General features: G+C 61.8%; 18 protein-coding genes and 1 pseudogene. 7 read left to right on the top strand and 12 right to left on the bottom strand.

From position 1 onward, the window contains the following. The first annotated feature begins 117 nt into the window (after positions 1-117). On the top strand, positions 118-396 hold the full coding sequence (locus tag P3T25_RS43850; RefSeq protein ID WP_154566336.1) for a hypothetical protein: 279 nt from the start codon (positions 118-120) through the stop codon (positions 394-396). Positions 397-550: 154 nt separating this feature from the next. Here P3T25_RS43850 and P3T25_RS43845 read toward each other — a convergent pair whose 3' ends face one another. The 3 genes and pseudogenes from P3T25_RS43845 to P3T25_RS43835 all read right to left on the bottom strand — a co-directional run. Then, positions 551-763 (bottom strand): hypothetical protein, encoded by a 213-nt coding sequence (locus tag P3T25_RS43845; RefSeq protein WP_054040885.1) that lies wholly within the window; start codon positions 761-763, stop codon positions 551-553. Positions 764-989: 226 nt separating this feature from the next. Next, complete coding sequence (locus P3T25_RS43840; protein ID WP_097390619.1) at positions 990-1,742, bottom strand: IclR family transcriptional regulator domain-containing protein; 753 nt, start codon at positions 1,740-1,742, stop codon at positions 990-992. Positions 1,743-1,849: 107 nt separating this feature from the next. After that, positions 1,850-2,254 (bottom strand): annotated as a pseudogene (locus P3T25_RS43835) (SDR family oxidoreductase); the annotation flags it as partial. Between the two features lie 165 nt (positions 2,255-2,419). Between P3T25_RS43835 and P3T25_RS43830 the strand changes: the two are divergent. Continuing rightward, complete coding sequence (locus P3T25_RS43830; RefSeq protein ID WP_154566334.1) at positions 2,420-3,355, top strand: DMT family transporter; 936 nt, start codon at positions 2,420-2,422, stop codon at positions 3,353-3,355. 34 nt (positions 3,356-3,389) lie between these two features. On the opposite strand, the gene P3T25_RS43825 is transcribed toward P3T25_RS43830, so the two are convergent. The 4 genes from P3T25_RS43825 to P3T25_RS43810 form a co-directional block, all read right to left on the bottom strand. Continuing rightward, positions 3,390-3,641, bottom strand: a complete 252-nt coding sequence (locus tag P3T25_RS43825) for a hypothetical protein (protein WP_154566333.1) — start codon at positions 3,639-3,641, stop codon at positions 3,390-3,392. Positions 3,642-4,420: 779 nt separating this feature from the next. After that, positions 4,421-5,104 (bottom strand): DUF2242 domain-containing protein, encoded by a 684-nt coding sequence (locus tag P3T25_RS43820; protein WP_429363615.1) that lies wholly within the window; start codon positions 5,102-5,104, stop codon positions 4,421-4,423. 167 nt (positions 5,105-5,271) lie between these two features. Further along, positions 5,272-5,898, bottom strand: a complete 627-nt coding sequence (locus P3T25_RS43815; protein WP_429363613.1) for a lytic transglycosylase domain-containing protein — start codon at positions 5,896-5,898, stop codon at positions 5,272-5,274. A gap of 193 nt (positions 5,899-6,091) precedes the next feature. Beyond that, positions 6,092-7,075 carry a helix-turn-helix transcriptional regulator gene (locus tag P3T25_RS43810; protein WP_266238875.1) on the bottom strand — a complete coding sequence of 328 codons (984 nt, stop codon included), beginning with the start codon at positions 7,073-7,075 and terminating at the stop codon, positions 6,092-6,094. 99 nt (positions 7,076-7,174) lie between these two features. Here P3T25_RS43810 and P3T25_RS43805 point away from each other — a divergent pair, with 99 nt between their 5' ends. From P3T25_RS43805 to P3T25_RS43795, 3 genes are all read left to right on the top strand, one after another. Further along, the gene (locus tag P3T25_RS43805; RefSeq protein ID WP_266238874.1) at positions 7,175-7,822 is read left to right on the top strand and encodes a glutathione S-transferase family protein; all 648 of its coding nucleotides are present in this window, start codon (positions 7,175-7,177) and stop codon (positions 7,820-7,822) included. A 213-nt stretch (positions 7,823-8,035) separates the two neighbouring features. After that, the gene (locus tag P3T25_RS43800; RefSeq protein WP_093641155.1) at positions 8,036-8,296 is read left to right on the top strand and encodes a DUF6723 family protein; all 261 of its coding nucleotides are present in this window, start codon (positions 8,036-8,038) and stop codon (positions 8,294-8,296) included. Between the two features lie 97 nt (positions 8,297-8,393). Beyond that, positions 8,394-8,984 (top strand): hypothetical protein, encoded by a 591-nt coding sequence (locus P3T25_RS43795; RefSeq protein WP_429363610.1) that lies wholly within the window; start codon positions 8,394-8,396, stop codon positions 8,982-8,984. Between the two features lie 81 nt (positions 8,985-9,065). On the opposite strand, the gene glmS is transcribed toward P3T25_RS43795, so the two are convergent. The 5 genes from glmS to P3T25_RS43770 form a co-directional block, all read right to left on the bottom strand. After that, positions 9,066-10,883: a glutamine--fructose-6-phosphate transaminase (isomerizing) gene (gene glmS / locus P3T25_RS43790; protein ID WP_429363608.1), complete on the bottom strand. Its 1,818-nt coding sequence runs from the start codon at positions 10,881-10,883 to the stop codon at positions 9,066-9,068. Between the two features lie 60 nt (positions 10,884-10,943). Continuing rightward, entirely contained in the window at positions 10,944-12,305 is a 1,362-nt protein-coding gene (glmU, locus tag P3T25_RS43785) for a bifunctional UDP-N-acetylglucosamine diphosphorylase/glucosamine-1-phosphate N-acetyltransferase GlmU (protein WP_429363606.1), read from the bottom strand. Between the two features lie 134 nt (positions 12,306-12,439). Beyond that, positions 12,440-13,438, bottom strand: coding sequence for a tRNA 2-thiocytidine(32) synthetase TtcA (ttcA, locus tag P3T25_RS43780; RefSeq protein WP_429363604.1), 999 nt, complete (start codon positions 13,436-13,438; stop codon positions 12,440-12,442). 3 nt (positions 13,439-13,441) lie between these two features. Beyond that, positions 13,442-13,837, bottom strand: a complete 396-nt coding sequence (locus P3T25_RS43775; protein ID WP_074281934.1) for a dihydroneopterin aldolase — start codon at positions 13,835-13,837, stop codon at positions 13,442-13,444. Positions 13,838-13,934: 97 nt separating this feature from the next. Further along, positions 13,935-14,753 (bottom strand): SDR family oxidoreductase, encoded by an 819-nt coding sequence (locus P3T25_RS43770; RefSeq protein ID WP_154566325.1) that lies wholly within the window; start codon positions 14,751-14,753, stop codon positions 13,935-13,937. A 13-nt stretch (positions 14,754-14,766) separates the two neighbouring features. Here P3T25_RS43770 and P3T25_RS43765 point away from each other — a divergent pair, with 13 nt between their 5' ends. Together P3T25_RS43765 and P3T25_RS43760 are read left to right on the top strand one after the other, a co-directional pair. Beyond that, a complete protein-coding gene (locus P3T25_RS43765; protein ID WP_429363601.1) occupies positions 14,767-15,957 on the top strand; it encodes a class I SAM-dependent methyltransferase in 1,191 nt (396 codons plus the stop codon). Positions 15,958-15,979: 22 nt separating this feature from the next. After that, positions 15,980-16,174: a DUF2905 domain-containing protein gene (locus tag P3T25_RS43760; RefSeq protein WP_171928508.1), complete on the top strand. Its 195-nt coding sequence runs from the start codon at positions 15,980-15,982 to the stop codon at positions 16,172-16,174. The last annotated feature ends 210 nt before the right edge of the window (positions 16,175-16,384 follow it).

Genomic DNA, 16,384 nt, shown 5'->3' with positions numbered 1-16,384 from the left:
CGCCACACGGTCTGAGCACCGCGCCAACGCCGCTCGGGTGCGGAATCGGCGCCGCTCGCTCGTCGCGCGGCGCGATGCGTACAATGCGGGATTACTTATCTGGCAGAGGCCTTCCGTATGGCGATGAAAAAGACCGACCTTGAAAAGAACAAGGCACTCAAGCTGAACAACGCAATGAAACTGTCGACCGCCGACCGCTTCGGCAAAGCCGCTGCCGCCGACCCGAAGCTCGACCGCCGCGAACAACGCAAGCTCGATCAGGCGCAGGGCCTCGTCGCGTTCGCCTGCAAGCTGAATGGCGACTTGGTCGCGGAGCTGAAAGAACGGGCCGCCACGCATCCGGAAGGTATGAGCGGGCTGCTGAACGAGGTCATCAAGCGCGGCCTCGCGGGCTAAACATCGCCAAAAGTCGCCGTCCGATACAAAAAGGCCAGAGCAGAAGCTCTGGCCTTTTTGCTGGCGACATTTAACCGGAACTGCGCTGCACTCGCCGACAAGCGGCGCGCACAGGAGAACCGGCAGGGTTCGCCCGGCGAAACCAAGCGTGAGCTTAGTTTGCCGCGCCCTTGTCGTTCGTGCCGGCTGCCGAAGCTGCTGCCGAAACCGGAGCGCGCTTGCCGTGCGTCTTCAGCTTCTTGATGTGGTGCTTCTTCGGCGCGCTAGCTGCAGCGGCCGGCGCTGCTGCGTCCGATGCCTGTGCGAAAGCTTGAACGGAGACCAGCGCGATCGATGCGGCTGCGAGCGAGACGATGAATTTTTTCATGTGTTGTTCCCCAAACCTGGACGACTGAGTCAGTGTGAATGAAATAGCTAAACGGTGAAGCAGACAAGGCTTGAGGCGCCTTACCGCTCCCCGCGGGAGAGTATTACGCAGCGTAGGCGGTTTGTCATGCGCAAAACTCGATATGTATTTTCCGCGAGACAGCTTGCTTTCGATATGCTTTCACTCATTAAGCATGCCGTATCAGGGCGATTACCTAGGCCCGCTTCTAGACCAGATTCCGCAGCAAACTGGCGGTTTCCTGAAGGGTCGGCAGCACCCGATGCAGCGCCGCATTCGCCGACTCCTGGCCGATCGGCATGCTTACGCTGATCGCTGCCACGACCGAGCCATGCCGGTCACGCAACGGCACCGCAACACCACGCATGCCCAGCTCCAGTTGTTGATCGGTGACGACATAACCATCGCGGCGGATTTCGCCCAGCACTTCGCGCAGGCGCTCCGTGGTCGAATACGTATGTGGCGTGAATACCTTGATCGGATAGGACGCCAGCCACTGCTCGATGCTTTCCGGCGGCTGGAAGGCCAACAGGATCAACCCCGCCGACGACAGCGGCGCACTCGCCCGCGAGCCGAGCACGAAACCGACCGCCATCGCGCGGTTGACGCCGTTGCGCGCAACGTAGACCACGTCGTGTTCATCGAGAATCGCGACCAGCGCGGTTTCCTGCACCGTCGCGGTGATGCGCTGAAGAAATGGCTGCACGGTGCGCGGCAAGCGTGCTGAATCCAGATACGACTGACCGAGCCGCAATACGCGCGGCGCGAGCCAGAACAGCTTGCCGTCGGTATCCACGTAGCCGAGTTCGCGCAGCGTCAGCAGATAGCGGCGCGCCGCCGTGCGCGAGAGCCCGGCGCGGGCGGCCACCATGGTCGGCGTCATGCGCGCGTGCTCTTCGTCGAATGCTTCGATGATCGCCAGCGCCTTCGCGGCGCCGGCGATCCAGTCTTTCTCGTCCATTGCGTCTGCCTGAAAGTCGGCCTGCTCCGGGGGTCACTCGTGTCCTGATCCATGAGGCCGTTGCGCGATTATCGCGCGAGTCGCTCGCTGTGCACGCGGTTGAAGACTCATTTGAAGTCCCAGCGCATCTGCTCGGCGATCCCCACCCCGCGCGAGGTCCGCACACATTCGCTCACATAGTCCGTGAACGGCAGCGGCTCGAAGCCGATCTCGTCACGCAGACGGCGGTTGTCGAACGCGTAGTCCAGCTCCGCGAAACCGGCGTACAAACGCAGCGCGTGCTCGATCAGGCGGCCGCTGCTGCAACGGTCACGGCCCACCACCTCGCGTGCGATCTTGCCGAAGTCGCGCACGCGGCACATCGAATAACGGCTGCCCGAGGTGCCGGTGGCTTCGTCCATGGCGCTGATGATCTGACCGATGGTCGGCGCTTCCGAACCCGCCGACACGTGATACGTATCGAAAGCCAGCGACGGCTTCACCGCCAGCAGCGCGAGCGCACGGGCGCAGTCTAGGGACGCTGCCTCGCCGCGTCTGTCCTGAAGTTGGGGGAATGTGTGCACAATTGTGTTCAAGTGTTCGCGAATGTTCGCGGCGTATCCCGCACGCGTGCGCCCGGATAGAATCGGCACCGGATACAACGCCTTGTTAGAACAACCGAATTCGAAAAACCGCCTTTGAAACCTGACACACGTCAACACCTTCGCGCGAATCTGCTGATGCTGGTCGCGGCGATCATCTGGGGCTCCGCATTCGTCGCACAACGCTTAAGCCTCGATGCGATCGGACCGTTCCTGTTTACCGGACTGCGTTTCCTGCTCGGCGCGCTGGTCGTGCTGACGATGATCGTCTGCGTGCGGCGCTCCGCGCTGGCTGAGCTGACGAAACGAGAACCCGGCGGCGCACGCGAACTGCTCGGTGCCGGTGTGCTGCTCGGTGTCGTGCTGTCGGCGTCGATTTCGTTGCAGCAGATCGGCCTGCAATACACGAAGGTCGCCAACGCCGGCTTCATCAGTTCGTTGTATGTGGTGCTCGTGCCCCTGCTGGGCGTGCTGTTTCGTCATCGGACGGGATTCGGCACGTGGCTCGGTGCGACGCTGGCAGCGATCGGCATGTACTTTCTGAGCGTCAACGAGCACTTCTCGATCCTGTACGGCGACTGGTATCAGCTTGCCGGCGCCTTGGTGATTTCCGTACAGATGATGCTGGTCGGCCGCTTCGCGCTGCGGCACGACACCCTCATGCTGGCGCTCGTGCAGTTCGTGACTTGCGGGCTCGTGTGTCTGGCCATCGGTCTCGTGATCGAGCCGGTCAGTCTCGCTGTGATCGAGCGCGCCGCGCCGACGATTCTGTACGGCGGTGCGCTGTCGGTGGGCGTCGCCTATACGATTCAGGTGGTTGCGCAAAAGTACGCGGCGCCGTCGCATGCTGCGGTGATCTTCAGTATGGAAGGCGTGTTCGCCGCGCTCGCCGGGTGGCTCGTGCTCGGCGAAACGCTGTCAGCGCGCGCGCTATTTGGATGCGCGCTGATGCTCGCGGGTTTGATCGTGTGTCAGGTGGGACCAGCCTCGCGACGCGGAAGTGAACCTGATCGCTTGCCTCATGAAGCGTGAGGGTTTAGCCAGTCGCCCGGGCGTGCCGCCTCGGCTAAGCGGCACGCGGCTGCGCGAAGAGTTTGGGTGTATCGGCAGTGGGCGGAAACACACACCAGCAGCCGTCGTCGTGTCGAAAGAAAAAAAGGCCGCGCGATCCACCTTCCTGAGAAGTCTCGACCCGCACGTAGCGCCTGCCGCCCAGACGGGTGCGGCTGAATTCGGTCACGTGAACCGGAACCGAAGGCCCCGGCGCCAGCCATTTCTCGACCAGAAAACGCAGCGATTGTTCGCTTGTGGCTCTCATGATCCGCTCCGGGCCGGTTTGTCGTGACTCGCCTCGCGTGTCGCGTCGTTGCTTTCGTCGTTTTCGGTGCCTTCCTCATCATGCTCGGAGGATGCAAGCGATATGGCCCGGTTAGTGGCCGCCGCCCGCAGCGTCGTGCAGTGGCTGGCATGTCTGATATCCGAGAGAAGACGGACTAGTTGTCGTGCTGTTCTGCGTTTCATTGCACACCCCCGCACTGCACCAATAACTTCAGAAAACACTTTAACTCTATGCCTGGATAGGGCGTTGCTGAAATGATTTTGACTAAATAGCAACAGTTGCGCTTGCAAAAAAATAGACGCAATCTTTGTACCTTCCAGCTTCAATGTGCACGTTCGGGGAAGGGCGGTCTGTACGCTGGCGAGCGGATGGCATCGATGAAAAAGCCGGGCCGCCGCTCGGGCGGCATATGCCCGGATGCGCAAGTTATCCACAATTGCCTATGAATAACTTCGGGATAGCGCATCGGACAGCCTGTGTGCGAAATCTTGATAAGACGCGCCGCCAGGCAAGCCCTGTCAAAGTTATCCCAGCTTTGTAGTTTTTCTACAGTCGTGTTCCGCAGGGTTATGGGTTTCGCATGACGTTGATGTGACGGGGGATTTGAGAGTTATCCACAGACGGGGTTAACCCTTGTTAACTATTACTACATATATATACGTATGAAGTAAAAAACATAGGATAAGTACGGCTGCGTGATGAGATCGAAGGCTGATCAGCTCTTGATCAGCCGAAACCCCGCGGCATTAATACATGCATCAAGGCGCGACGCTTGGTCCGCTTGCACGTTGCACGGCAGCAGCCTTGTCGATCGCATCAGGCATTTCAGGAGGCGACGCTGGAATGGTCGCTTCGACCGGCACCGGCAACAGGCGCGTTTCGATGCGGTTGTTCACAACCGGCTGCGTGCGCACCACGGTTTGCAGATAGTGATCGACAAGGCCGAAGAAACGATCGTAAAACTTGCCCGACGGGATGGTCTCGCTTGAAATCTTGACCATCGCATCGCTGTTCGAACGGATCGGCAACGACAGCGAACCCAGCACGCTCAACCCGACGCTCGCCGACGTATCGCTTTTCTTTAACGCAAAGCCGTTTTGCACAGCATTGACGTAGACGATGCTCGTATCGCTCGCCTCTTCCCCCGGCGTACACACCACATGAAACTCGACGACGATGTGCGTATCGCCGGTCGGTTGGAAATTTTTCGTTCCGTCGACGGTATCGCGCGTCATCGTTGTCAGATAGCCCTGACTCAGCAGTGCGCGGCGCGCGGCCTCGCAGGTATCCGTGACGCTCGAATTGAAATTTCGGGCGTAAGGGCTCGCGCCCGTTTCGAACAATTCCTGCTGGAATTTCGGCTGCGGAGCGCTGCTGCAGGCGGCAAGTGTCAACAGGCCGAAAAGCGCGGTGGCAGTGGCTTTGGAAAACGAGGTGAACATGATCGATCGGAAGAGGCGCGGCGTGAGCTCGAATGGGAATGCATTGTAGAGCGGTTGCCAGGTGTGCGTAAAAAGTACGCAGCGCCGCCTTACACGACGTGACGGCTCAATTCCGCGGCTTCAGCGCGGGACCACGACAAAGAGGAAAAATACGACGGAGTTGCCGCTCAGTGCGGCATGGCAGGCGATGCGCCTGGCAGCGCCGCCGCGGCGTTGCCCGCCGGTATCGTAAAAGCGTCGGCCCAGTTGTCCGGCGCCGGGCAACGGTCGGCTTCGCACATGCTGGCTTGTGCGCCCGCGTGCGACGCGACGTTCTGTGCTCCGGCAACGTCGGCGAAATCTTCGACGCGCAAGCTCACCTTCTTCGCGTACGCCTGCGATCCGCCATAACTCTTGAGCGCCGCGTTCATGTCGCCGTTGGCCGAACGCATGTAGCCGTAGAGGATCGCCGAGCCCACTTCGATGTTGGTCGTCGGCTCTGTGAGGTCTTTGACGTTCCTCAGCATCCCCCGATGGGCGCCCGGCACCACCTGCATCAGCCCGGTCGCGCCGTTGGCGCCCTTGGCCTTTTCCTTGAAGCGGGATTCGATCGAGATGATCGCCAGCAGCAGTGCCGGCGGCAGCGAATATTTCGAAGCGGCGGACTGCACCGCGTCGGAAATCTTTTGAGCCTTTTCCTTTGCCAGACCGAATTTCTGCGTCAGATACGCGGACATGCGGTCATTATTTTCGTCGGCCGTTGCGGTTTGCATCAGGCCGAGCGAAAGCACGATCAGGCAAAGTAACCGGCTCATAACGGAGGACGGGAAAGAAAAGGGATTCGCGCATTATAGCTCTGCCCCCAAAATAGGCACCAAACAACCAAAATTCGTCTGAGGAAAGACGGCCGGCTGGTGCGTCCGCGCGTGCTTCGCGAGCGCATGTCGGGCGCACCCAGTTGTGCGGCAGTGCGCTCGGAGAAACTACGCCGGCTGTGAATCGGCGCTCTCATTCCGCGTAGCGGCGATGCAAAGCTGCTGCCACCTCCGCGAAACGGGCGCGTAATTCCGGCGGCGCCAGCACGTCGGCCTCGGTGCCGAAGCGCAGCAACTCCGCGCATGCCTGCCTTATCGAACCGACCGGCAAAGTGACCGTGCGCCAGCCGTCGGACGGATCCGGCTCGCCAATTTTCGCGGCTGAGCGTGCGAACGGCGACGTGAAGGCTTCGAGCATCTGCATGCCCCACGGCGACAGGCGCAGCGTTGCCTCGCTCGCATGCATCTCTTCGGACAGACGCTGCGTGCTGTCTTGCCAGTAAGTCGCCAGATCGAAGGCCGGCGGTCGCTCGAAAGTCTCGTCAAGCACGTTCAATTCGAGAATGCGCGAAATGCGGTAGATGCGGACGTCCGCGCCGACCCGCCCAACCACGTACCACGCGCCGCTTTTCAGCACGATGCCGAGCGGGTCGATCCGCCGAAATTTTTCGGCCTTCCAGCTCTGATAGCGAATCTGCAGCGGATGCTGTTCCCACACCGCGCTGGCGATCAACGGCAGATTCGCGGGCTGGTCCGCGTCGGAAAACCAGGCGGGAGCGTCGAGGTGAAAACGCGAGCGCATGCGCTCCGCGGTCGAACGCAATTCGACCGGCAGCGCGGCAAGCAACTTGGTTTGCGCGCCGGCCATGACGGCGCCGAGCCCAAGTGCCTGCACTGGCCCCGGCAAGCCGGCGAGGAACAATGCCTCCGCTTCCTGCGACGACAGGCCGTTCAGACGCGTACGGTATCCGTCGAGCAGACGATAGCCACCTTCTGCGCCACGTTCGCTCTGGACGGGGACGCCCGCGGCGCTCAAGGCGTCGATGTCGCGATAGATCGTGCGCAGGGAGACCGCGCATTCGTCGGCGAGCGACTGCGCGGTCACGCGTCCGCGCGCTTGCAAGGTCATCAGGATGGAAAGGAGGCGGCTGGCTCTCATGCGGACAAGTGTAGTCATACCTGACACAAACTGACAGGTATGGGCGCTTAGGATGGGGACATCCGGCGTCAGATGGACGCTGGCTTTCCAACGAGACGCTCACTCAGAAGGCTCCCCATGACCACAGATCGCACGATCACGCTGTTCCACTCACCGCAGTGCCGCTCCGTCAGCGCACTGACGCTGCTCGAGGAACTCGGCGCCCCGTATCAGCTAAAGGTGCTGAACATGAAGGCCGGCGAGCAGCGCAAGGCGCCGTATCTCGCGATCAATCCACTCGGCAAAGTGCCGGCGATTCTTCACGGCGACGCGCTGATCACCGAACAGGTCGCCATCTTTATCTATCTGGCCGACCTGTTTCCTGAAGCGGGTCTCGCGCCGGCGCTCGACGATCCGTCGCGCGGCCCGTATCTGCGCTGGCTGGTGTACTACGCGGCATGCTACGAACCGGCGCTGGTCGACAAGGCGATGAAGCGCGAACCGGCACCGCTCGCCACGTCGCCCTATGGCGATTTCGATTCGATGCTCGGGACGGTGACGAGCCAGCTGCAGGCGTCGCCCTATTTGCTCGGAGACAAGATGTCGGCCGCGGATATTTTGTGGGGCATCGCGCTGCATTGGGGGATGATGTTCAAGCTGGTGCCTGAGACGCCAGTCGTGCTCGAGTACACCCAGCGCGTCTGCTCGCGGCCGAGCTTCGTGAAGGTGAGCGAGCGGGATGTCGCGCTGGCGGCCGAGCATGAGGCGGCGGTCAAAGGGGCTTGATGTTGCGGGCCGGCTGCCGGGGATGCCGCGGTGATCAGCGATGTTGGCACCTGACCGGCTGGCCAGTTGATCGGTCGGCCGATCCGGCATCCGGCTCGATGCGCCCGGATTTGAGACAATGAAGCCCGCCGGTGAATGTCTTCCCGGGACAACCGGGCGCGCCTTGACCTTTTCAGCAGGCGCCAGCCCATTGAACAAGAGATGTTTTCAGGTATGAGCAAGACCGTATTCATTCCCAGCGTCCCCGCGACGTCGGAGGAAGATTTCGAAGTGTCAGCGACGTCGAAACTGGCCGGCTACCGGCGTTTTTTCGGCGTGTTGAAAGTCGTTCGAACCACCGATGGCCGCGTGCTGTTCCCGTTCGACGGCGCGCCGGAACTCGGACCCTACGCGACCAAGCTGGAAGCCGTCGCGGCGGCACAGGTGTATGGCGAGCACATCGTGACCAGCGACCTGGCGCGTCCGGAGTTGTAAGCGCGGGCGCTCGGCGGGTGCGCTTTGGTCCCTTAGGCGGGTTGCTCGGTTAGTCACTCGGAATCGTCATTTGAAGTGGTCATTTCGGGAGCAACGAATGCCTCGTCTGCGCAAAGTGGGCTCATTGCCCGTTGTCATGGGGAGTGCGGCCGTGCTGATGGCCGCTTTCTGTCAATCCGGCTTCGCCCAGACGTCGGACGCCAATGCCGGTCAGACGGCGCTCGGCAAAGCCGAAGTCGTTCACGCCCAAGTCCACGTAGTAGCCATCTACCCGGCCACCAACAGCGTCACCCTACGCGGTCCGCGCGGCAATCTTGCGGATGTCGATGTCAATCCCCAGTTGGCCGACGTCAGGAAACTGCGAGTCGGTGACACGCTGAACGTTGCGTACCAGCAAGCGCTACTGCTTCAAGTCGACAAGGTGACGACCAAGGGTGTGCGTGAACGCATCGAGACGACGGTGGCGATACCGGCCTCAGCGGGATACGCATCGTCGGCGCATAGGGTACAGATTGTCGCGACGGTGTTGAAGATCGACCGTAAAAGCCGGATGGTGACGCTGCGTGGGCCGAAGCATCAGCAGGTACTGAGGGCGGCGGAGAGTATTCCGCTCGATGAGTTGAAAGTCGGAGACAGTGTGCGCGCGGAGTTTGTGTCGGCGGCTGCGGTGGAGGTGGTGAGGAAGTGAGGTGCGCTATCGGGGCAAAAAAAGGCCGCCCTCAGGCGACCGTTTTTTCAGCATGATGCGAGCGATAGCAGCCTATCACCCTCACTCCACAGTGACCGACTTCGCCAGGTTCCGCGGCTTATCCACGTCCGTGCCTCGCGCACAAGCCGTGTGATAAGCCAGCAACTGCAGCGGCACCACGTGCAGGATCGGCGACAGCAAGCCGTAGTGCTCCGGCATCCGGATCACATGCAGGCCTTCGTCATTCACGATCTTCGTATCAGCGTCCGCGAACACGTAAAGCTGGCCGCCCCGCGCACGCACTTCCTGGATATTCGACTTCAGCTTCTCCAGCAGCGCGTCATTCGGCGCCACCGTCACCACCGGCATTGCTTCAGTCACGAGCGCCAGCGGCCCGTGCTTCAACTCGCCGGCCGGATACGCTTCCGCGTGGATATAGGAAATCTCCTTCAGCTTCAACGCACCCTCGAGCGCGATCGGATAATGCAGGCCACGCCCGAGGAACAACGCATGTTCCTTGCGCGAAAATTCTTCCGACCACGCAATGATCTGCGGCTCCAGCGCCAGCACGCTATTCAACGCCGCCGGCAGGTGGCGCAACTGCTTCAGATACTCGGCTTCCTGCTCCGCGCTCACCTGCCCACGCAGCTTTCCAAGCGTCGCTGCCAGCACGAACAGCGCCACCAGTTGCGTCGTGAATGCCTTGGTCGACGCCACGCCGATCTCGCGACCCGCATGGGTCAGGAACGACAATTCCGTCTGGCGCACCATCGCGCTCGTGCCGACATTGCACACCGCCAGCGTATGTTTGTGCCCCAGCGACTGCGCATGCTTGAGCGCCGCCAGCGTATCGGCCGTCTCGCCCGACTGCGAGATCACCACCACCAGCGACTGCGGATTCGGCACCGACTCGCGATAGCGATACTCGCTGGCAATTTCCACCTGGGTCGGGATCTTCGCGACCGACTCGAGCCAGTACTTCGCGGTCAGCCCCGAGTAATAGCTCGTGCCGCACGCGAGAATCAGCAGGTTGTCGATGTCCGCGAACACCTTCCCCGCGCCGTCGCCGAATAGCGCCGCGTCGAACGAATCGCCTTGCGGGATCGTGTCCGTAATCGCACGCGGCTGCTCGAAAATTTCCTTCTGCATGAAGTGGCGATACGGGCCGAGTTCGACCGCGCCGCCATACGCCGCGACCTGGCGCACTTCGCGCTGCGCTTCGTAACCGTCACGATCGGCGATACGCACGCCCTCGAGCGACAGTTCGCAAACGTCGCCTTCCTCGAGGAAGATGAAGCGTTCGGTGCTGCCGGCAAGCGCCAGCGCATCTGACGCGAGGAAGTTCTCACCGTTGCCGAGCCCCACTACCAGCGGCGAACCTTGCCGCGCGCCGACCACCGTATGCGGCTGATCCTTATGCAGCACCGCGATCGCGTACGCGCCGTGCAATTGCCCGACCGCTTCGCGCACAGCGGCAAACAGATCGCCGCGATACAGGCTGTGAATCAGGTGAGCGATAACCTCCGTGTCGGTCTGAGAGACAAACACGTAACCCTTGCCGCGCAGCATTTCACGCAGCAACTCGTAATTCTCGATGATGCCGTTGTGTACCAACGCGAGTGCGTCTTTCGAGAAGATCGGGTGGGCGTTGTCGGTTACCGGCGCGCCGTGCGTCGCCCAGCGCGTATGCGCGATACCCGTGATGCCTTCGAGGTGGCTCTCCTTCACCTGCTCGTCCAGATCGGCCACGCGCGCGACGCTGCGAGCACGACGCGGCCCATCACTACCGAGTACCGCCACGCCGCACGAATCGTAGCCGCGATACTCGAGGCGACGCAGTCCTTCGATCAGGACGGGAACGATGTTACGTTGCGCAACCGCGCCGACAATGCCACACATGGCTTATTCCTTTTCAGTGCTGGGTTTCAGGGAGCGCGCTTCATGCGCGCGTCACGCCCATCAACTTTTCTTCTTGGTCGGGCGTACATAGCCCGACTTGCTTGTTTGAGTCTTATCGTTCAGGACCAGCATGTCTTCTTCGACATCCTTCCAGACCGTGGTGCCCGCCGCGATCGTCACGCCGCGCTTGACGCGCACGGGCGCAACGAGTTGCGTGTCCGAACCGACGAACACGTCGTCTTCGATGATCGTGCGGAATTTGTTCGCGCCGTCATAGTTACAGGTGATGGTACCCGCACCGATATTCACGCGCGCCCCGACATCCGCATCGCCGATATACGTAAGATGGTTCGCCTTTGAGCCATGACCGAGCACCGAGTTCTTCACCTCGACGAAGTTGCCGACGTGCGACTCATCCTGCAACGACGTGCCCGGACGCAGCCGCGCATAAGGGCCGAGCACGACGTTCGCACCCACTTCGGCGCCTTCGATATGCGTGAACGCGTCGACGCGCGTACCGGCGCCGATCGTCGCATTGCGGATCACGCAGTTCGGCCCGACCGTCACGTTGTCAGCCAGCGTGACGCGGCCTTCGAACACGCAGTTCACGTCGATCGAGACGTCGCGGCCGCATTCGAGTGTGCCGCGCACGTCGATTCGAGCCGGATCGGCAAGCGTCACGCCGGCCACCAGCAGAGTCTCGGCGACATTGTGCTGATGAATCCGTTCGAGTTCGGCAAGCTGCTGCTTGCTATTCACGCCGAGCGTTTCCCACTCTTTGTCAGGCTGTGTGGTGACGACTTCGAGTCCGGCTTCGATCGCCATCTCGACCGCGTCGGTCAGGTAGAACTCGCCTTGCGCGTTGTCGTTCTTTAACGCGGCGAGCCATGCGCCCAGACGCTCGGTCGGCGCGACGATGATGCCGGTGTTGATCTCGGCGATCTTGAGCTGCTCGGGCGTCGCGTCTTTCTGCTCGACGATGCGCGACACCTTGCCGTGCTGATCGCGCACGATGCGGCCGTAGCCGCTGGGGTCGTCGAGCGTGACGGTGAGAACACCGTAGCCGCCTCGGCCCGCGCGATCGGTCAGCGCCTGCAGCGTGCTGGCGCGCGTGAGCGGCACGTCGCCGTACAGCACCAGCGTGGGTTCGGACGGATCGAGCAGCGGCAACGCCTGTTGCACGGCGTGACCCGTGCCGAGTTGCTGCTCCTGCGCGGCGAACTGGACATCCGGCGCCGCTACCGCTTCACGCACGGCTTCGGCGCCATGACCGACCACTACGACCAGACGCGTGGGCTTGAGCGCACGAGCAGTGTCGATGACATGAGCGAGGAGCGGCCGGCCAGCCAGGGGATGGAGCACCTTGGGAAGCGCGGACCGCATGCGCTTACCGGTGCCTGCCGCCAAAATCACGATGTTCATGGCGTCGGCAATCAGACAAGTTTGGAGCCGACGATTCTATCATGCGGCCTATAACGAATAAGGCCGCTCGCGCGGCCTTATTACCCTGCCGAATCACCCGGAAACCTTTGATTTCAGGGCACTTCACGGCCTGGTTACATATCGTCGAACTGAACGATCGAGATCGGCTTCGATCCGTTGAAGGTTGCGCCCTCACCGGAATCGGTCGAACACGGCTCCTCGTCGAAAGCGATATCGCCTTGCGGATCGGCCTCGCCGCTTGCACGCAGGCCGGCGAACGGGAACAGCTTGTGATCCATCAGATGCGACGGCACGATGTTCGACAACGCATTGAACATGTTCTCGGTGCGGCCCGGGAAACGCTTCTCCCAATCGCGGATCAGCGCCTTCATTTCCGCGCGTTTCAGGTTCGGCTGGCTGCCGCACAGGTTGCACGGAATGATCGGGAATTCGCGCAACTCCGCGTACTTTTCCAGATCGGTTTCCTTCACGTAAGCGAGCGGACGGATCACGATATTCTTGCCGTCGTCTGATTGCAACTTGGGCGGCATGCCCTTCAGCTTGCCGCCGTAGAACATGTTGAGCAGCAGCGTTTGCAGAATGTCGTCGCGATGATGGCCGAGCGCGATCTTGGTCGCGCCGAGCTCGCCCGCCACGCGATACAGAATCCCGCGACGCAAGCGCGAGCACAGCGAGCAGGTGGTCTTGCCCTCCGGCACCAGCCGCTTGACGATGCTGTACGTATCCTGGTTCTCGATGTGAAACGGAATGTCGAGTTGCTTCAGGTACTCGGGCAGCACGTGCTCCGGAAAGCCCGGCTGCTTCTGGTCGAGATTCACTGCGACGATGTCGAAGTTGATCGGCGCGCGTTCGCGCAGCCGCATCAGGATTTCGAGCATCGCGTAGCTGTCCTTGCCGCCCGACAGGCACACCATCACCTTGTCGCCTTCCTCGATCATGTTGAAGTCGCCGATCGCCTCACCGACCTGGCGCGCGAGCCGCTTGAACAGCTTGTTGTTCTCGTAGGCTTCTTTCTGCTCGCGGCGCGTGAGCGGCGCTTTGACCGCTGAGGCGTGTCCGGCCTGCACAGCCTCGGGGGCCGCGGTGTCGTTCAGGATTTCCTGAGCATTCATGGCTCAATCCTCTTTGATACGGAAAACTTCGACGCCCACAGCGTCGCAGTCGGGATAAACGTCCGGCTTTTCGGTCGACACGCACACGGCGCGCACCTGCGGATGAGCGAGGAGCGCCTTGACGAGGTCATCGCAGAGGGTTTCCTGCAGGTGAATATGACCTTGCTCGACGCGGCGCGCGATGGTCGAGCGCATGAAGTCGTAGTCGACCACTTCGTTCAATTTGTCCTGAACCGGCGTGGACAGCGCGAGCGGCACGAACAGTTCGACGTTGATCACGACGCGCTGTTCGCCGCGCTTTTCGAAGTCGTGCACGCCGATGTTGATGTGCACTTCGTAATTGCGCAGAAATAGCCGGCGGCAATCGGCGAGCCGGGGATGCGAAAGAGCGGCAAACATGTTCGTTCCAGTCGAAAAAAAGAGTGCGGAGCACTCAACTGGGCGCTTCAAGGCGCGGGCGGCCGCCGGTTCACCCGGCAACCAGCACGCACGCGCGTCAGGCGCCCGTCAAAAACATAACGTCGCGCGGCAGCGGCACGAGGTGCTGCCCGCCGTCGACCACCAGCGTCGTTCCGGTGACGCCCGCTGCATCGGCGAGATACAGCGCGGCGGCGACAATATCCTCCGGCCGCGACGCGCGGCCCAAAGGCGTAGCACGGTGAGCTTCTTCAAAACCAGCCGGCGTTTGATCGGCGGATTGCATCGTCAGACCAGGGGCAAGCCCGACCACGCGCACTTTCGGCGCCAACGCCTGCGCCAGCGCAACCGTCGCTGTCTGCAACGCTGCTTTCGACAGCGTGTAGGACAGGTAGTCCGGGTTCATGTTGTACAGCTTCTGATCCAGCACATTGATGACCACGCCGCGCTGGCTTTCATCGGTGCGCGCGGCTTCCGGCGTGGCCTCGAACAGCATACGCGCCAGCACCAGCGGCGCGCCGAGATTCATCGCGGTCAGCTTCAGCAGAAGGTCGTAACCGACGTTCTGCGCCGTGTCTTCTTCGAAGCGCGAGGCGTTGTTGACAATACACGACGGGCGGCCCAGCGCGGCCGTACAGGCGGGCAGAAGCTGCTCGACCTGGGCCTCGTCGCCCAATTCTGCGTGCAAAGCCACCGCCCGGCGGCCAAGGGCGACGATTTCTGCGACCACTTCGTCAGCCGCCTCACGCGACGCGCCGTAGTGGACCGCCACGTCCCAGCCACGCGCGGCGAAGCCGAGCGCGAGCGAGCGCCCGATGCGGCGGGCGGCGCCGGTAATCAGCACGATGCGCGGCGTTTCAGGCGCGCGGGCGGCGGCGGTGTCCAGAGGGGCGGTCATTTACAATGCGGGGATGAATCCGAAAGCTCACCAACCCGATAGTTTACCTGCTCCCGGCCCGAGCGCGCTTGCGCAGTCCGAAGCGCTGGTCGCACAGGTCCGCGCGGAGCTCGAAGCGGCAGGCGGCTGGCTGCCATTCGACCGCTACATGGAGCGCGCGCTTTACGCGCCGGGACTCGGCTATTACAGCGGCGGCGCCCGCAAATTCGGCCTGCGCGGCGACGACGGCAGCGACTTCGTCACGGCGCCGGAAATGTCGCCGCTATTCGCCGCGACGCTGGCGCGCCCGCTCGCCGAGGCCTTGGAGGCGAGCGGCACGCGCGAGCTGATGGAATTCGGCGCCGGTACAGGGAAACTCGCCGCCGGCTTGCTGAATGCGCTAGACGTTCTGGCCGTCGAATTCGACAGCTACTCGATCGTGGATTTGTCCGGTGAGTTGCGCGAACGCCAACGCGAGACGATCGAAGCCACGGCACCGGCGCTGGCCGCGAAGGTGCGCTGGCTGGACGCGTTGCCGGAAGGATTCGAAGGCGTGGTGATCGGCAACGAAGTGTTGGACGCGATGCCCGTACGGCTTTTCGCCTTTACCGGCGGCGCCTGGCACGAACGCGGCGTGACGTGGCGCGACGAGGCCTTTGCGTTCGACGACCGGTTGGTATCGGAGGCTGCGGACATTGCGCTTCTGGCTGAGATCGAAACTACCGGTGTCGACTACGTCACCGAAACGCACGACGCCGCCCGTGCATTCACGCGGACCATTTGCACGATGCTCACGCGTGGCGCGGCGTTCTTCATCGATTATGGTTTTCCGCGCCACGAGTACTACCATGAGCAGCGTGCGCAGGGTACGTTGATGTGCCATTACCGGCACCGGGCGCATGGTGACCCGTTTGTTTATGCGGGTTTGCAGGACATCACCGCGCACGTGGAATTTACCGGCATCGCCGAAGCCGGTGTCGAGGCTGGCGCGGATTTGTTGGGGTTCACTTCGCAAGCGCGGTTTTTGTTGAACGCGGGGATTACCGAGACGTTATCGGCGCTCGATCCTTCGGACACGGCGAAGTTTTTGCCTGCGGCGAATGCGGTCCAGAAGTTGTTGTCCGAGGCGGAGATGGGCGAGCTGTTCAAGGTGATTGCGTTTTCGCGCGGGCTGGATGACACGCTGCAGGCGTTTTCGAGCGGTGACCGGTCACATACGTTGTGATTTTTTGCCTTAGGGATTGGCGATGATCCGCTGGCTGTTGACTACGTTTGTTGCGGTGGCGGTGTTGTCGGCCTGCTGGCCGTGGCTCAGGAAGATCGGGATTGGGCGGATGCCTGGTGATGTTACGTTGCGCCTCTTCGGGCGGGAGTACCCGTTTCCGTTTATGTCGACGCTTGTGGTTTCGATGGTTTTGTCGCTGATCGCGAGGGTTTTGTAGCCTGCTCGGCGCTTGTTTGGCCGTGTTCTTAGGACTTTGGCCTTTCCTTGAATTGTTAGTGGTCTATTAGCGTTGCCCCTGTGCGGGGCGGCACTTACTTCTCTTTGCCGGCTGCGTATAGACCGGGGACATGGTTGACAGACGTGCGGGGACATCATTGACACTTTATGGTCAGTGATTTTCGCTTCTCAGGTCAAGGGTGAGGATGCG

This window comes from Paraburkholderia sp. GAS32 (assembly GCF_050434225.1).
Taxonomy (GTDB): domain Bacteria; phylum Pseudomonadota; class Gammaproteobacteria; order Burkholderiales; family Burkholderiaceae; genus Paraburkholderia; species Paraburkholderia madseniana.
Note: the sequence above shows the minus strand (reverse complement) of the source record. Positions and strands in the feature narration are given on the sequence as shown.

What these genes read in the sequence shown, in the direction of transcription:
- P3T25_RS43820 (WP_429363615.1), bottom strand. Translation starts at nt 5,104, where the DNA reads ATGTTCACCTCGTTTTCCAAAGCCACTGCCACCGCGCTTTTCGGCCTG.
- P3T25_RS43765 (WP_429363601.1), top strand. Translation starts at nt 14,767, where the DNA reads ATGAATCCGAAAGCTCACCAACCCGATAGTTTACCTGCTCCCGGCCCG.
- P3T25_RS43825 (WP_154566333.1), bottom strand. Translation starts at nt 3,641, where the DNA reads ATGAGAGCCACAAGCGAACAATCGCTGCGTTTTCTGGTCGAGAAATGG.
- ttcA (WP_429363604.1), bottom strand. Translation starts at nt 13,438, where the DNA reads ATGAATGCTCAGGAAATCCTGAACGACACCGCGGCCCCCGAGGCTGTG.
- P3T25_RS43770 (WP_154566325.1), bottom strand. Translation starts at nt 14,753, where the DNA reads ATGACCGCCCCTCTGGACACCGCCGCCGCCCGCGCGCCTGAAACGCCG.
- P3T25_RS43775 (WP_074281934.1), bottom strand. Translation starts at nt 13,837, where the DNA reads ATGTTTGCCGCTCTTTCGCATCCCCGGCTCGCCGATTGCCGCCGGCTA.
- glmS (WP_429363608.1), bottom strand. Translation starts at nt 10,883, where the DNA reads ATGTGTGGCATTGTCGGCGCGGTTGCGCAACGTAACATCGTTCCCGTC.
- P3T25_RS43815 (WP_429363613.1), bottom strand. Translation starts at nt 5,898, where the DNA reads ATGAGCCGGTTACTTTGCCTGATCGTGCTTTCGCTCGGCCTGATGCAA.
- P3T25_RS43795 (WP_429363610.1), top strand. Translation starts at nt 8,394, where the DNA reads ATGCCTCGTCTGCGCAAAGTGGGCTCATTGCCCGTTGTCATGGGGAGT.
- glmU (WP_429363606.1), bottom strand. Translation starts at nt 12,305, where the DNA reads ATGAACATCGTGATTTTGGCGGCAGGCACCGGTAAGCGCATGCGGTCC.
- P3T25_RS43800 (WP_093641155.1), top strand. Translation starts at nt 8,036, where the DNA reads ATGAGCAAGACCGTATTCATTCCCAGCGTCCCCGCGACGTCGGAGGAA.
- P3T25_RS43805 (WP_266238874.1), top strand. Translation starts at nt 7,175, where the DNA reads ATGACCACAGATCGCACGATCACGCTGTTCCACTCACCGCAGTGCCGC.
- P3T25_RS43850 (WP_154566336.1), top strand. Translation starts at nt 118, where the DNA reads ATGGCGATGAAAAAGACCGACCTTGAAAAGAACAAGGCACTCAAGCTG.
- P3T25_RS43810 (WP_266238875.1), bottom strand. Translation starts at nt 7,075, where the DNA reads ATGACTACACTTGTCCGCATGAGAGCCAGCCGCCTCCTTTCCATCCTG.
- P3T25_RS43845 (WP_054040885.1), bottom strand. Translation starts at nt 763, where the DNA reads ATGAAAAAATTCATCGTCTCGCTCGCAGCCGCATCGATCGCGCTGGTC.
- P3T25_RS43840 (WP_097390619.1), bottom strand. Translation starts at nt 1,742, where the DNA reads ATGGACGAGAAAGACTGGATCGCCGGCGCCGCGAAGGCGCTGGCGATC.
- P3T25_RS43760 (WP_171928508.1), top strand. Translation starts at nt 15,980, where the DNA reads ATGATCCGCTGGCTGTTGACTACGTTTGTTGCGGTGGCGGTGTTGTCG.